The organism is Maribacter spongiicola, from assembly GCF_052119685.1.
Lineage (GTDB): Bacteria > Bacteroidota > Bacteroidia > Flavobacteriales > Flavobacteriaceae > Maribacter > Maribacter spongiicola_A.
The window spans coordinates 1-14,996 of record NZ_JBGQOO010000021.1 but is presented as its reverse complement, the minus strand read 5'-3'; the positions used below and the strand labels follow the sequence as shown (position 1 = coordinate 14,996).

General features: G+C 37.4%; 14 protein-coding genes and 2 tRNA genes. 5 read left to right on the top strand and 11 right to left on the bottom strand.

All coding sequences use genetic code 11. From position 1 onward, the window contains the following. Positions 1 to 21 precede the first annotated feature (21 nt). The 5 genes from dnaB to tgt all read right to left on the bottom strand — a co-directional run bounded on the left by dnaB (position 22) and on the right by tgt (position 5,840). A complete protein-coding gene (gene dnaB / locus ACEN2N_RS18645; protein ID WP_441825742.1) occupies positions 22 to 1,572 on the bottom strand; it encodes a replicative DNA helicase in 1,551 nt (516 codons plus the stop codon). A 166-nt stretch (positions 1,573 to 1,738) separates the two neighbouring features. After that, positions 1,739 to 2,692 (bottom strand): acetyl-CoA carboxylase carboxyltransferase subunit alpha, encoded by a 954-nt coding sequence (locus ACEN2N_RS18640; protein ID WP_441825741.1) that lies wholly within the window; start codon positions 2,690 to 2,692, stop codon positions 1,739 to 1,741. A gap of 49 nt (positions 2,693 to 2,741) precedes the next feature. Continuing rightward, positions 2,742 to 3,641, bottom strand: coding sequence for a DMT family transporter (locus ACEN2N_RS18635; protein WP_441825740.1), 900 nt, complete (start codon positions 3,639 to 3,641; stop codon positions 2,742 to 2,744). Then, positions 3,628 to 4,710, bottom strand: a complete 1,083-nt coding sequence (locus ACEN2N_RS18630; protein WP_441825739.1) for an LptF/LptG family permease — start codon at positions 4,708 to 4,710, stop codon at positions 3,628 to 3,630. Before ACEN2N_RS18630 ends, ACEN2N_RS18635 begins: the two co-directional genes overlap by 14 nt. After that, on the bottom strand, positions 4,710 to 5,840 hold the full coding sequence (tgt, locus tag ACEN2N_RS18625; protein ID WP_441825738.1) for a tRNA guanosine(34) transglycosylase Tgt: 1,131 nt from the start codon (positions 5,838 to 5,840) through the stop codon (positions 4,710 to 4,712). The genes ACEN2N_RS18630 and tgt overlap by 1 nt, the downstream gene beginning before the upstream one ends. A 238-nt stretch (positions 5,841 to 6,078) precedes the next feature. On the opposite strand from tgt, the gene ACEN2N_RS18620 reads away from it, so the two are divergent. Continuing rightward, on the top strand, positions 6,079 to 6,669 hold the full coding sequence (locus ACEN2N_RS18620; protein WP_441825737.1) for a porin family protein: 591 nt from the start codon (positions 6,079 to 6,081) through the stop codon (positions 6,667 to 6,669). Between the two features lie 71 nt (positions 6,670 to 6,740). Here the strand turns inward: ACEN2N_RS18620 and ACEN2N_RS18615 are convergent, their stop codons facing one another. Continuing rightward, a complete protein-coding gene (locus tag ACEN2N_RS18615; protein WP_441825736.1) occupies positions 6,741 to 7,721 on the bottom strand; it encodes an FKBP-type peptidyl-prolyl cis-trans isomerase in 981 nt (326 codons plus the stop codon). Positions 7,722 to 7,799: 78 nt separating this feature from the next. On the opposite strand from ACEN2N_RS18615, the gene ACEN2N_RS18610 reads away from it, so the two are divergent. Continuing rightward, a complete protein-coding gene (locus ACEN2N_RS18610) occupies positions 7,800 to 8,228 on the top strand; it encodes an RNA-binding S4 domain-containing protein (RefSeq protein ID WP_441825735.1) in 429 nt (142 codons plus the stop codon). 48 nt (positions 8,229 to 8,276) lie between these two features. Then, a complete protein-coding gene (locus ACEN2N_RS18605) occupies positions 8,277 to 8,774 on the top strand; it encodes a phosphoribosyltransferase family protein (protein WP_441825734.1) in 498 nt (165 codons plus the stop codon). Here ACEN2N_RS18605 and ACEN2N_RS18600 read toward each other — a convergent pair. After that, positions 8,766 to 9,281, bottom strand: coding sequence for a shikimate kinase (locus ACEN2N_RS18600; RefSeq protein ID WP_441825733.1), 516 nt, complete (start codon positions 9,279 to 9,281; stop codon positions 8,766 to 8,768). The two genes, ACEN2N_RS18605 and ACEN2N_RS18600, sit on opposite strands and share 9 nt — an antisense overlap. A 140-nt stretch (positions 9,282 to 9,421) precedes the next feature. On the opposite strand from ACEN2N_RS18600, the gene ACEN2N_RS18595 reads away from it, so the two are divergent. Both ACEN2N_RS18595 and ACEN2N_RS18590 read left to right on the top strand, forming a co-directional pair. Then, positions 9,422 to 9,494: transfer RNA gene (locus ACEN2N_RS18595), tRNA-Lys, on the top strand. A 95-nt stretch (positions 9,495 to 9,589) separates the two neighbouring features. Further along, positions 9,590 to 9,662, top strand: a tRNA-Lys gene (locus ACEN2N_RS18590). 73 nt (positions 9,663 to 9,735) lie between these two features. Here ACEN2N_RS18590 and ACEN2N_RS18585 read toward each other — a convergent pair. The 4 genes from ACEN2N_RS18585 to ACEN2N_RS18570 all read right to left on the bottom strand — a co-directional run. Next, positions 9,736 to 10,512: a zinc-dependent peptidase gene (locus ACEN2N_RS18585; RefSeq protein ID WP_441825732.1), complete on the bottom strand. Its 777-nt coding sequence runs from the start codon at positions 10,510 to 10,512 to the stop codon at positions 9,736 to 9,738. 218 nt (positions 10,513 to 10,730) lie between these two features. Then, a complete protein-coding gene (locus ACEN2N_RS18580; protein WP_441825731.1) occupies positions 10,731 to 12,668 on the bottom strand; it encodes an OmpA family protein in 1,938 nt (645 codons plus the stop codon). 9 nt (positions 12,669 to 12,677) lie between these two features. Further along, the gene (locus ACEN2N_RS18575; protein ID WP_441825730.1) at positions 12,678 to 13,610 is read right to left on the bottom strand and encodes a PorP/SprF family type IX secretion system membrane protein; all 933 of its coding nucleotides are present in this window, start codon (positions 13,608 to 13,610) and stop codon (positions 12,678 to 12,680) included. 24 nt (positions 13,611 to 13,634) lie between these two features. After that, a partial coding sequence (locus tag ACEN2N_RS18570; RefSeq protein ID WP_441825729.1) for a gliding motility-associated C-terminal domain-containing protein occupies positions 13,635 to 14,996 on the bottom strand: 1,362 nt, incomplete at its 5' end.

Genomic DNA, 14,996 nt, shown 5'->3' with positions numbered 1-14,996 from the left:
AAGTTACAATTATGTTTTACTTTAGAATGGAACATCATTATCCTCATCTAAATCAGGACTACTATTCATACTACTACCAAAAGCATCATCTGCACTTGGTAAGTTTTTGGTGGCAAACGGATTCTCTTCATTTGCATTCATTTTAGACTGGAATTCGAACGGAGAGTCAAAATCATCGAGGTTATCGAACTTACCTTGGTTACCGATAAACTTCAATCTAATATTTTCTAGACCACCATTACGGTGTTTTGCTACAATAAATTCTGCTTGACCTTGAGTCGGAGTACGTTCTTCATCATCCCATTCCTCAATTTTATAATACTCAGGTCTATAAATGAACGATACAATATCGGCATCTTGCTCGATCGCTCCAGATTCCCTCAAATCCGAAAGAATTGGTCTTTTACTTCCACCACGTGTTTCAACCGCACGCGAAAGCTGAGATAATGCAATTACAGGCACACTTAATTCTTTTGCTAGTGCTTTTAAGTTTCTAGAAATTGTAGAAATCTCCTGTTCCCTGTTTCCTCCTTTTTGACTACCACCAGCCGTCATCAATTGCAAGTAATCGATCATAATCATTTTTATACCATGTTGCGAAGCTAGACGTCTTGCCTTTGCACGTAAATCGAAAATTGAAAGAGACGGTGTATCATCTATAAATAAAGGCGCTTTCTCTAAAGCTTTCACTTTTACGTTCAGTTGCTCCCACTCATGCTTTTCAAGCTTTCCGGTTCTTAATTTTTCTGAAGACAAACCTGTTTCAGAAGAAATCAATCTTGTAATTAACTGCACTGAAGACATCTCTAAAGAAAAGAACGCTACTGGTGTATTTGTATTTACGGCCATGTTTCTAGCCATAGATAATGTCAAAGCGGTTTTACCCATACCAGGTCGTGCAGCAACAATAATTAAATCACTCGGCTGCCAACCAGAAGTAAGCTTGTCTAATTTATCAAATCCGGATGGTATACCACTCATACCCTCTTTACCGGCAATTTCTTCAATTCGCTTTTTTGCCTGAATAACCAAGTCTTGTGCTGTTTCTGCAGAACGTTTTAAGTTACCTTGGGTAACATCATAAAGTTTAGCCTCCGCAGCATCCAATAAATCGAATACATCGGTAGATTCATCATAAGCCTCTTCAATAATTTCACCTGAAATTTTTATTAAGCTACGTTGAATATATTTTTGAAGAATAATACGTGCATGAAACTCAATATGAGCAGATGACGCTACTTTTTGGGTCAATTTTATCAGATAAAAATCACCACCGCTAACCTCTAATTTACCTACTTTTTTAAGTTGTGACGAAACGGTTAATAAATCGACTGGTTGCGACTCTTCGAAGAGTACAAAGATGGCTTCATAAATAAATCTATGCGCGTCTTTATAGAACACATCAGGGTGTAAAATATCGATTACTTCATCGACACCTTTTTTATCTATCATCATAGCCCCCAACACAACCTCCTCTAAATCAACAGCTTGTGGCGGAATTTTACCTCTTTCAAGGTTAATAATAGTAGATTTATCGATCTTACGACCAACAAAAGGTTTCGTGTTCTCCATAGTGCGAAAGTATGCAATTAACCTTTAGTTAACGTGTTAAACATCGGTTGTGATGTTCACAGTTCACTAACAATTGATTGTTAATAAGTTACGATTTTCTGTTAATAACATAAAAAAACCGAGGAATAAAATCCTCGGTATATTTTAAAGAAGCCTAAAATGTAGATTAGCCGTTGAAAACACCCATTTGAGCATATTTATCCATACGCTGATTTACTAATTCTTTTGGTGATAACTTTTGTAAATCCTCAAAATGAGAAGAAATTTTATTTTTAACGATTTCGAAAGTTTTTTCTCTATTAGCATGAGCACCACCTGCAGGTTCGCGAATAATTTCATCTATTAGTTTCAACTTTTTCATATCGGTAGCAGTTAATTTTAAAGCCTCTGCAGCTATTTCTTTATACTCCCAACTTCTCCATAAAATTGAAGAACAAGATTCTGGCGAAATAACTGAATACCAAGTATTCTCAAGCATTAAAACTTTGTCACCTACACCTATACCCAAAGCACCACCAGATGCACCTTCACCAATAATTACAACAATTATAGGCACTTTTAGGCGGGTCATTTCAATAATGTTTCTTGCAATAGCTTCTCCTTGTCCGCGTTCTTCTGCTTCAATACCTGGGTAAGCACCCGGTGTATCTATTAAGCAAACAACAGGTACTTGAAATTTTTCTGCAGATTTCATTAAACGTAAAGCCTTTCTATACCCCTCTGGGTTGGCCATACCAAAATTTCTATACTGGCGTGTTTTTGTATTGTATCCTTTTTGTTGACCAATGAACATATAACTCTGATCACCGATTTTACCTAAACCACCGATCATAGCCTTATCATCTTTTACGGTACGATCACCATGTAATTCTAAGAAAGTATCACCACAAATAGCTTTAATATAATCTAATGTATAAGGTCTATTTGGATGTCTAGATAACTGTACGCGTTGCCAAGCAGTTAGATTTTTATAAATATCTTTTCTGGTCTCGGTAAGTTTCTTTTCAATTTGCTTACAAGTTTCTGATACATCGACATCACTTTCCTCGCCAATAATCATGCACTTGTCCAATTGCTCTTCCAGTTCTTTAATAGGAAGTTCAAAATCCAAATATTCCATATTTCTATAAAGTTTCTTTAGTTGCGGCTCAAAGATAAAACTTTAATACCTAAATCTTGGGTACCCTTTTTTTAATATTCGCTCTTTGCTTTAAAATACCGTTGGCAATTACCGTACTGAGTATAATTAGGGCTCCCACATAAAACATAGGTTTCATCTTTTCTTCAGAGCCAAAAATAAGCCAAGCTAACAAAATACCATATACAGGTTCGAGATTTGTAGTAAGCATTACTGTATATGGTGTTAGTACACGCATTATTTTCACCGATGCAATAAATGCATATGCAGTACAAATAAGCGCTAATACAATTAGGTAGGACCAGTCCATTTGAGGTAGTGTAATCAATGACATATTAAAATCACCTTTAACCAGCAATAATACAGATAAGAAAACCATGCCCACGCCTAACTCATAAAAAGAAATGACCGATGGTTTGTGGTTTTGTACCAACTTACCATTTATCAATGAAAAAACAGCAGCTAAAAAAGCTGATATCAATGCGATTACCATACCATAGATATACTCAGTTTCTACTTTAAAAATGAGATATAGCCCTGCAACGACCATCAAGCCAAAAACAATCTCATACCCTATAATTTTACGTTTATACCAAAATGGCTCCATTAATGCTGTAAAAAAGGCGCCAGTAGACATCATAGCCAATGCTACCGATACCGTAGATACTTTTATGGCGAGAAAGAAGGTTACCCAATGTAATGCTACCACAATACCACCGCCAACCAGCCAATAAAATGTTTTTCTAGAAACTTTTAAGCTGAATTTTGCAAAAAGTATATAAATCGCAATAAACAACGTCGCCAACCCCATTCTGATCCATACCAACGGTAATGAATCTATGGTAATCAATTTGCCTAAAATGGCTGTAAAGCCCCATATAAAAACAATGAAATGTAAATGGAGAAGATTATGAATTCTATCTTTTTGCATTTTGTAGTAGATAAAAGGCCAGACATCCAAAAACTACATTGGGTATAATTACGGCAAGCAAAGGCGAAAAGCCCGATTGCTCGGCGAGTACACCGAATACTTTATCAAAAAATATAAAAATAAATGCGATTAAAATACCGAAAGCCAAATTAGCTCCCATACCACCACGTCTCTTCACAGAAGAAACCGAAACAGCAATAATGGTCAAAATAAATGCAGTTAATGGCAAGGCCCAACGCTTGTACTTTACCAATACATAGGTATTAATATTAGAGGCACCCTTTCTTCTTTGATCTTTAATGAAAGTATCTAATTCAAAAAGGTTCTTTGTCTCGGCAACGTATGAAACGGGAGTTAAGTCGCCAATATCAAAAGCAAAAATGGTATCTAGCCGGCGTTTACTTTCAATAATTGCCGTATCACCTAGTACAGTTCTTTTTTTATAAGATGTCAATCGATAACTAGAATCTTTCTCTACCCAACGAATATTAGCAGCCGAAATCTTAAAATCTAGCTCGTTGTTTTCATTAAAACGTTCAAAGGTAAAGTTATGACCTAACTGCCTGGCGGGATCAAAACTACTTACGTATATAAAATCTGTTTCGTTGAGTTGATTGAATATGTTATTGGTAACCCGATCTTGTTTTCCTTTTTTAAGGTATTTGTACTTAAATTCATTGAAGCCCACACTAGCGTTAGGTACAATAAACATGGTCATAAAGAACATTAAAATCGCAATCATAGAAGCCCCTATCACATAAGGTCTTAGAAATCGACCATAAGAAACTCCAGAGCTTAAAATGGCAACGATTTCGGTATTGTTCGCCAACTTAGAGGTAAAGAATATGACGGAGAGGAATAGAAAAATAGGAAATAATAGATTACCGATATATATAGTGAAATTCACATAATACATTACAATCTCATTTAATGGTGCTTCGTTGTCGATCATTTTACCGATCTGCTCTGCCAAATTCACCATTATACCAATGGGAATGAATAGCAAAAGCATCAACGAAAAAGTCGCTAAATACCGTTTTAGAATGTATTTATCTATTATTGATAGCATTATAGCCTTTTATCCATTTGTTTTACCATAATATCTTTCCAAGCTCTAAAATCACCTGCAATAATATGCTTACGAGCTTCTCGCACGAGCCACATATAAAAGCCTAAGTTATGAATTGTTGCTATTTGTTTTCCTAAATATTCATTGGCAGCGAACAAATGTCTTAAATAAGCTTTTGAATACTCTCTATCAACAAATGTGGTTCCCATTTCATCAATAGGTGAAAAATCATCTTCCCACTTCTTGTTCTTTATATTTATAGTGCCGTGTGCTGTAAATAACATACCGTTTCTTGCATTTCTGGTAGGCATTACACAATCGAACATATCTATACCTAAGGCAATATTTTCTAGAATATTAATAGGTGTACCAACACCCATTAAATATCGTGGCTTATCTTCAGGCAATATTTCACATACTACCTCGGTCATGCCATACATTTCTTCTGCCGGCTCACCAACAGATAGCCCGCCAATTGCATTGCCTTCTGCACCCGCGTTTGCAATATATTCTGCAGATTGTCTTCTTAAGTCTTTATAGGTAGATCCCTGTACTATCGGAAAAAACGTTTGTTCATAATCATATTCAAAAGGTGTTTTTTCTAAATGATTAATACACCTGTCTAACCACCTATGTGTCATATGCATTGATCGTTTTGCATAATTATAATCGCAAGGGTAAGGTGTGCATTCATCAAAAGCCATAATAATATCAGCTCCAATGACACGTTGAATTTCCATTACATTCTCTGGTGTAAATAAATGGGTAGAGCCATCTATGTGAGATTTAAATTTTACCCCTTCTTCTTTTATCTTTCTATTCGCTGATAAAGAATACACTTGATACCCACCACTATCGGTAAGTATGTTTCTATCCCATCCCATAAATTTATGGAGTCCGCCTGCTTTCTTTAAAATTTCTGTTTTTGGGCGAAGGAACAAATGATAGGTATTACCAAGGATAATATCAGGATTTACTTCTTCTCTTAATTCTTTTTGGTGTACCCCTTTTACAGAAGCAACCGTGCCAACAGGCATAAAAATTGGAGTTTCAATAGTACCATGGTCAGTTACCATAGTTCCTGCCCTAGCTTTTGATTGAGTATCGGTATTGTGTAGTGTAAATTTCAAAATTTCTAAATCTAGCTGCAAATATAATGAACTGAGTTTGGGAAAAACTTAATAAAAAGCAAAGATGTTTATGAAACAGTTAAAGCAACGTGTTCAAAATTGTAACTTAATAAAATTGAGATTGACCCAAAAACAATGATAAACAATAAAGATATTTTACCTCCGTTCTGATGGTATAACGAGAAATGGAACATTTGGTATCGTATTTGCTACTTGTTCCACCTAAACAACAATGAATATGAAAAAAACAATTTTAGTTGCCTTTATGGCACTCTCTGGGTTTTATGGGGTAGCGCAGAGCGATTCGGGATTCGGAATTAAAGGAGGATTAAACTACAACGCCAACGGAGATTATTTTGAATCGGTAGGTGATGCAGCAAAAAATCCGGATAGAAACGTAGGATATCATGTAGGTGTCTTCGGAAAATTCGGAGCCTCTAAAGTCTATGTGAGACCAGAGTTGGTATACACCAAAACTAAATCTGATTATGACGGAGCAGATTTTGATATGAGCAAATTAGATGTACCTGTACTATTAGGTATTAACCTAATTGGTCCGTTACACGTTTTTGCCGGTCCTAGTTTTCAATATATTTTAGACACCGAATTTGATGGTGTTACTATTGATGATGTAGAAAATGATTTTTCCGTTGGGATGAATATTGGCGCCGGAGTTAACCTTGGTAAATTAGGTATAGATTTACGTTACGAAAGAGGATTTAGCGATAACGAAGCTACTTTCGTCAATACGAACATCACAAATTTAGGTCCGAGTAGAATAGATACAAGACCAGACCAATTGATTTTAAGTTTGTCTTTGGCACTGTAAACGAAAACAGAATAAATAAAAAAACCTCTTAAGGGTACTTAAGAGGTTTTTTTATATTTTAAAATGATTTACTATAAGTCATTATCAAGATAATCAGGGGTACCGTCACCATCTGTATCAGGAAAAATTATATTTCCTTCTTCATCTTTTTTAATTACTCCATCAGTTTTAATCTCGTCAATTGTTAAAATACCATCACCGTCATCATCTGGATCAGTATAATTGGCAACATAAACCCTCGCTGAGGCTTCTTGTTCTTCATTTGTATTGTCATTATTTAAATTTCCATCATTATTTAAATCTTCTAGAATCGAAGGTATACCGTCTTCATCGAAATCAGTATCGACCTCATAACTAAAAGCATCAATCTTAAATATTAATGGTGAATAAGTAGGGATACTACCACTAGCTGAGCTAGAATCAAAATAACCAAGACCTGATGGCATAAAAATAGCTCCTATTCCATATCCTTCATAACTAATAGTACCATCTCCGTTTTCAATTGGACCGTTACCAGTTTGAAAGTTTTTCATACCATTACCAAAGCCTCGTACAACACCAGATAAATTAAGAGGTATTGGTTGATTGGATGAAGCATCAAACAAACTACCGTCTAAAAATGAACCTTCATATCTCAAAATAACATTATCGCCAATAGTAGGTTTTCCTGCTACCACACCCTGTCTTACAACTAAAGTGTATAATTTTTGATCGATTGTCTCATCGTCATCTGCTCGTCCTAAAGATTCAGAATCAACAGAAATTGTTTGGGTAATTAAATTCGGACTATCAAATAGAGATGGTTGAGTGCTGTTTACACCAGCAATCGTATCAAATTTAATTTTGAAATCGAAACCTTCTGGTGGTGTATCGAAATCTTCTTTATTATAGAAATGTGTCTTTAAAAACTCTATGATTTCAGCATCATCCTCTACAGTAACTTCACTTAATAACCTTGGCGGTATCACTTCACCTATAGCATCGTCATCATTCTTACAAGAACTTATTATTAGTAAACCTGCTATTAGCAAATAGGCATTTTTCAATTTCATCAATAATTTATTTTGAACGCGCAAGATACAATTTTCCCCTATTTTTGTTTGGAAGTTAACAAAGAAATGCAACCTATAATGCGCATAGATAAATTCTTGTGGAGTCTACGATATTTTAAAACACGAAACATTGCTACCACCGCCTGTAAAAAAGGGCATGCAAAAATAAATGGTATCGCCGCTAAACCAGGTAGAGAAGTTTACCCAATGGATGAAATCGTGGTACGTAAAAATCAAATTGACTATAAATTTACGGTTCTTGACATACCGCCAAGTCGCGTTGGCGCTAAACTCGTAGACATTTATAGAAAAGATACCACACCTAAAGAAGCCTTTGAGCATAACGAACTTTTACAATACTCTAAAGATTATTATCGTAAAAAAGGTGTTGGTAGACCTACCAAAAAAGACAGAAGAGATATTGATGATTATTTAGATAGCGATATCAAAAACGACGAAGCAGACACCACAGAAGTTGATAATAAAAGTAAAGAAGTTGAAGATTAGCCTAAACTTTTAAAAACATACCTATCTTTATTATTTTAAGAACAACACATGCAACATACCATACTTTCGCACCAGCAGATTCAACATAAAATTGAACGTATAGCCTACCAAATCTATGAGGCAAATGTTTCTGAAGAAGAAATCATTATTGCAGGAATAGAGGGCGGCGGACTCGATTTTGCGAAGAAAATAGTCGCTAAGCTTAAAAAAATAACTGGCGCTAAAATTGTGCTGTGCAAATTGTCTATGGATAAGAAAGATCCATTGTCAAGCGGAGTAACAACATCATTGCCCGATGCAGATTTTATTAATAAATCAGTTGTTATCGTGGATGATGTTTTAAACTCTGGCACTACATTAATATATGGTGTGCATCATTTTCTAAAAACGCCATTAAAGCAACTTAAAACTGCTGTTTTGGTGAACAGAAACCATAAGAAGTATCCTGTTAAAGCAGATTATAAAGGTATTTCATTATCTACCTCGCTACAAGAGCATGTAAATGTTCATTTTGAATCCAAAAACGATAGAGTCTATTTAGACTAGTTTGTTCACTATCATTTCAGCAATCTCGGTAGGGGTATTATTATTGCTTTTCACTTTTTGATGTGCTTTATTATAGAAGTAGCTTCTTTCGAATAAATGTTTACCAATGAACTCTGTCAGTTCAACATCTTGTAAATGAGAAATCATTGGGCGATGGCTTTTTTCTTTAATTAAGCGATCAAAGAGTTCATTTATACCCACATTCAAATAGAAAGAATTGGCGGTTTTCTCATTTATGAAGTCCATATTAGTGCCAATACAAGGTGTACCACCACCTAAAGAGAGTACAAAATTGTTTTTATTTAAAAATATTTCATTGAGATATTCTATTTCCTTTTTTCTAAAATAGATTTCTCCTTTGGTCTCAAAAATGGAAGCAATAGACATCGATTCACCTTCTTCAATATATTCATCTAAATCTAAAAAATTAATATTCAAATGGTTAGCTACAATTCTACCGACGGTAGATTTACCACTACCCATATACCCTAGCAATACTATTTTCATTTTTTTCATTTGTACAAAATTGGACTAATTAATATGCTTTTCAAAAAAAAATAAATTTATCTTGAAAAGGGTTTGGAAAATAAAGTAATCGACTTATATTTGCACCCGCATTGAGGGAATTATTTTCCAAATTTGCTTTTGACCTGGTAGCTCAGTTGGTAGAGCATCTCCCTTTTAAGGAGAGGGTCCCGGGTTCGAGCCCCGGCCCGGTCACAAATAAAATAGCCTCTTAAAAAAAAGAGGCTATTTTATTTAAATGTCTGATCCAGCTTTTATAAGTGGTAAGCGCTTAAGTTCTTTAAATTATTGACCTGGTAGCTCAGTTGGTAGAGCATCTCCCTTTTAAGGAGAGGGTCCCGGGTTCGAGCCCCGGCCCGGTCACTTTTAAACCTTCAAATATCTATTATTTGGAGGTTTTTTTGGTTTTAGGTAATAATCAAAGACCGATTTATAATCATGTAGAATAACGGTACATCTTATTCATTAGCCTATAAAGCTCAGGGTGTTTTCCTTGAAATTTCTCAGGATTATTAAAAAAATATTCACTGGCGACACTTAGAAATTCTATTTCGCTGGTTGCACCATACGGATTAATGTCAGATTTATTTTCTTTGATACTTTCAATTTCTTTGTGCATCAATTTTAACCAAGGGGCTACGTATTGTTTTTGCATAAGACTTTCAGGAATACCATCAACCAAACCATCTGCCATATCTATTAAATGCACAAATTCATGTATACCGACGTTACTAGATGAATTCTCTTTTTTGAATCCTGCACGTAAAGCGGGCAACGATAAAATCATTAAACGATTCATATCGCCTTTACCTACTTTTCCTAAAATATTACGTTCATCACCTTCTGTCTGATGGTCATTATTAAAACTACCTTGATAAAGTAACACCTCATTAATATTACGGTAACGTAATTCTGGAAATCCAAATAATGGTATTACTGCACTTGAACCTACTAATAAGCGGTCTGTATCATCTATAAGAGTCCTTACCCCTGTTATAGTTACATCATCAAAAAAATATAATAGTTCTTTTTCAAAACGGAGTTTGTCGGTTACAGACAGTTCTTCATAAAACGAAACCTCTTTATTAAGAATATCTCGCCATTCTGAGTTAAAATCATTAGGATCAATGGTTTTCTTATAAAACCATAACCTCCAAATTATTAAAACAATAAAAAGTAATAAAGGAAGAAAATAAACAAAAATAGTAGACATATTTAAAGTTAAGAAGTTTAAAAAAACAATAACGAAGAACTTAATATCTATTTGATATACTTTCTCTTTACTTTGTTAATTGTACAATTATTTATGTATTTTACATATTATCTAAATGATTTTTCGACAATAATACATAAATATGACTTTTGTCAACAACAAAAAAGTGGATAGAAGCATTGCTTCTATCCACTTTTAATGAAATTAATATTTGTAGTTTATTCTACCACGATAAACTCTGATCGTCTATTAAGTTGATGTTTACTTTCGTTACAGGGAACATTGTTGTTACAACCATTGGTAAGCTCGGTTTCTCCATAACCTTCGTATGAAATCCTGTCGCTCGGGATGCCTGCCGCTATTAGGTAATCGGCGGTTGCCTTTGCCCTGTTCGCCGATAATCGCATGTTGTACGCATCGTTCGCACGTGAATCGGTATGTGAGCGTACCTGTACGTTTACTTTCGGGTATTCGTTCAAATATGCCAATACCTTTTCGATACTGATCCTTGCATCTTCCCTGATGAAATATTTATCAAAATCGAAGTAGATCGGTTCTATGTTCAGATATTTCGCAAGGTCGGTACCTATCGGTGCCGATGGGTCTACCTGTGCCAGTACGATCTCTATGCCCATGGCATCCTCCGCTTTGACGGTCATGAAGGTCTTGTTGCCTTCCTCGTAATCGGTCTTAGTCGCTACTACCTTGTAACTTCCTTCTGCACAATTACCTTCCATTTCGAACGCTCCGTTCTCGTCCGTGCTCGAGCTAGATACCACTTTGTTATCCTTGTCGTATACCGTTACCGATGCATCCGTTAACAGTGCATTGGTTTTTTGGTCCTTTACGATTCCTGCTATATTTGTATGGCAGGTGAAATCGAGCGGGGTCATTTCTACAAAACTGTAGATATCGTCGTTGCCCTGTCCTCCTTTGCGGTTCGATGCGAAAAAGCCTTTCTTCGTCTCTTCGTTGATGATATATGAAAAGTCGTCTTCCTCTCCGTTCAAAGGTCGTCCTACGTTGTAAATCTCACCCGTTTCATTGTTCAGGTCGGTTGCGAAGACATCAAGCCCTCCAAGTCCCGGGTGGCCATCGGATGAAAAATATAATTTATCGGATTCCGTTACGAACGGAAAAGTTTCCCTTGCCTCGGTATTGATTCTATTGCCTAGATTCTTCGGTGTACCGAAACTGCCGTCCTTGTTGATATCCACAACGTAGATATCCGATTCCCCTTTTGTGCCGGGCATATCCGAGGCGAAGTATAATTTCGTCTCGTCGTTGTTCAGCGTCGGGTGTGCTACCGAGTAGCTGTCACCATTAAAGGGCAGTTCTTCTATATTTTTCCATTCGCCGTTTTCTTTGGTAGCCCTGTATATCTTCAATCTACTTACCCCTTCTTCGTCCCTTTCGAACTTCCCGTCGTCGGAGTTGTTTCGGGTAAAGTACATCGTAGTGCCATCTTTGGTAAATGCCGTTGACGATTCATGGGTCTTCTTGTTCAATCTTTTACTGAGCTTGTCCAAATAGGTAAAATTACCTTGATCATCCTGTGCCGCTTTATATAGATTTAAAAAGGAACCGTTGTTCCATTTATGGATGTTCTTAGATAGCAATCCGCTGTCCCTTGCCGTAGAGAACACCAGTCCGTCTTCATAGAAAGAGGGCGCAAAGTCCGATACCTTCGAGTTAAGTCCGATGTTCTTGAGTTCGTACCTCCCCGAGCGCTCCTCGATTTGTTCAAGATAATCTCGGTTCTCATCGAATACCAACGCACGTTGATCGTTCTCTCTTGCACTCTTGAATTTGTTCATCCACGTGTCAGATTCTTTATAGTTTTCAAGTGACTTTAAGGTCTGTGCGTAGCGGTACATATATTCAGGGTCGATATTCGCTCCTTTAAGCGAGAACAGCTTGCCGTACCAGCTAGATGCCTCTTCGTAGTTCGCATTCAGATAGTTCGCGTTGCCAAGATTCTTGTACACCTCTTCTTCGGTATAACCGTCCTTTACCAATTGTTCGTACGATTGTATCGCCGAGGCATAGGCGTAGTTCGTAAATTTTGTATCCGCTTTCTGAATCTTCTTGTCCTGTGCGCTTGCCATCATAGCCATTACCGCCAAGCCACAAAAAATATATCCTCTTTTTTTCATGTCGTTTTTTTAAAAGAATCTTGGGGTGATCACTCGTTTGTACTTGTTCAAAAATTCATATCTGAGCATGATCTCGAAAGAGCCGTCGTTGAACCTTGTAGCTCCTAGATCGGTCGTTTCCTTATCATAGGCAAGCCCCAGCATCAACTGATCGTTCAACTGGAAACCGAACAGTGCGCTCAATGCGGCGTCCCATCTGTAGGCCGCCCCCAAAGAGAACTTGTCGTTGAAAAGGAAGTTAGCACTAAGATCTATCTGTAAAGGTGCTCCTTTTACAGCTTTGATAAGTGCCGCAGGCTTGAACTTTACGTCGTTCCTTAGTTCGAACACATAGCCCGTGATCAAATAGAAGTTCATACGTTCTTGTGCGATGAGGCTAGAACTGTTCGAATCGGAACTGTCGAAATGCTCGGTCTGTAAAAAGTTGGGTACCGATAGCCCTGCATAAAACTGGTCCGTATGGTAATAGATACCCGCACCGAAGTTCGGTGAGAACTTGTTATCTATATTCGGCAGGTTGCTCTCCGCTCCGTAGTTTCTTAGCTTCGTGAAGTCCACGTTGAACAGGTGTCCGCCGGCTTTTAGTCCGAACGACAGCTTCCCCTCCTCCGAGGTGTTCACCGTGTAGCTGAACGCCGCGTCGATATACGTATCCTGGTTGGTACCGTTACCGATCTCGTCGTTCACCACCGATAGCCCAAGACCTACATGGTCTGATACCGGCGTATGGAAGTTAAGCGTCTGCGTTGTAGGTGCGCCGTCAAGCCCCACCCACTGCGAACGGTGAAGTGCAACAATGCTCAACACTCCTCGGGAACCCGCGTACGCAGGGTTCACCGATATGGTATTGTACATATACTGTGTATACTGGGCATCTTGCTGGGAATAGCCCATAAAGAGTCCTGCTACGGTAATTATAATGGTTAGAAAATATTTGTTCATCGTGTTGGTTTTTAGGGGAATTTTTTATCTGTTTATGTATAGGTAACCTGACTTGTTAAGGCTGTTACCGTCGTTATCATATTTAATTACATAGAAGTACACGCCTACAGGTAACTCCGAATCTTGGCTTATCGTAGCCCTACCGTCGGATGACCCAACGAAAACATTGGTGTTGTTATCGTAACCCGACATTTCGTACACCACTATACCCCAACGGTTATATATCTGCACCGTGTTGTTAGGGAAAGACTCGATATTCTCAATCCTGAAAAAGTCGTTCGTGCCATCTCCATCTGGTGTTATAACCTCATTAGCAACCGCTATTCCAGAATCTACGACCTCTTGGTTACATCCTGCTTCCTTACTTGGAACTCCTCCTATAGAATCACAAGGATCTAAAGGATCCGTACCGTCCTCGATCTCTTGACCATCCGGTATAGTATCACCATCTGTATCTGAATTATTAGGATCTGTACCGATTGTATCTTCCTGTGCTGTGGTTAATCCATCTTCATCACAATCACTAATTGGTAAAGCTATACCATTCACATGGTCGCAATCGTCTAGAGGATTCGTATTATCCAATACTTCTTGACCATCTAAAATAGTATCCCCATCCGTATCTTGATTTGTTGGGTCAGTACCTAAAGTTACTTCTTCACCATCGGTTAAACCGTCATTATCTGAATCCGGATTGTTTGGATCTGTACCTAAGGCTATCTCTTCATCTGTAGTTAATCCGTCTTCATCACAATCACTTGTTCCTAATGGACTTCCTCCAACTGAATCGCAATCATCTAACGGATTTGTATTATCAACATTAACTTCTTGACCGTCGTTAATACCATCTCCATCGGTATCTGGATTGTTAGGATTGGTTCCTAAAGTTATTTCTTCGTTATCGTTAAGTCCGTCGCCATCGGTATCAACAGAAATAGTTATGATTCCTGTACCCGTATTACCTGAAGGATCGGTCACTGTGATATTAATGGTGTCTTCATCTACTAATACAGGTAAACTTCCTGAATCTGGAGTTGCTGTTTCAGTATCAATGCTCCAAATTCCGTTAATATCAGTGATAACTGTGTAAGTCACATCAGGTACATTATCTCCGTCAATATCTAATTCAACAACAAGTGTTTCATTAGGGTCTGCTTGACCTGTTATTATTGGCGTAGTATCAATTGTACTAAAACTGTCTGCTATAGGACTTGTATTATCTAATGTGATCGGGTCATTGTCCGTTGCCGGGTTCAATGCTACATCGGTCACGTTCGCCGTTACCGTGATTGGTCCGTTTGTAAGTCCCGAGATATCCGCATCCGTTGCCGTCCATGTTCCTCCGCTTACCGTTGCCGTTGTCGTTACGGTAGTCGTTCCGTCCGA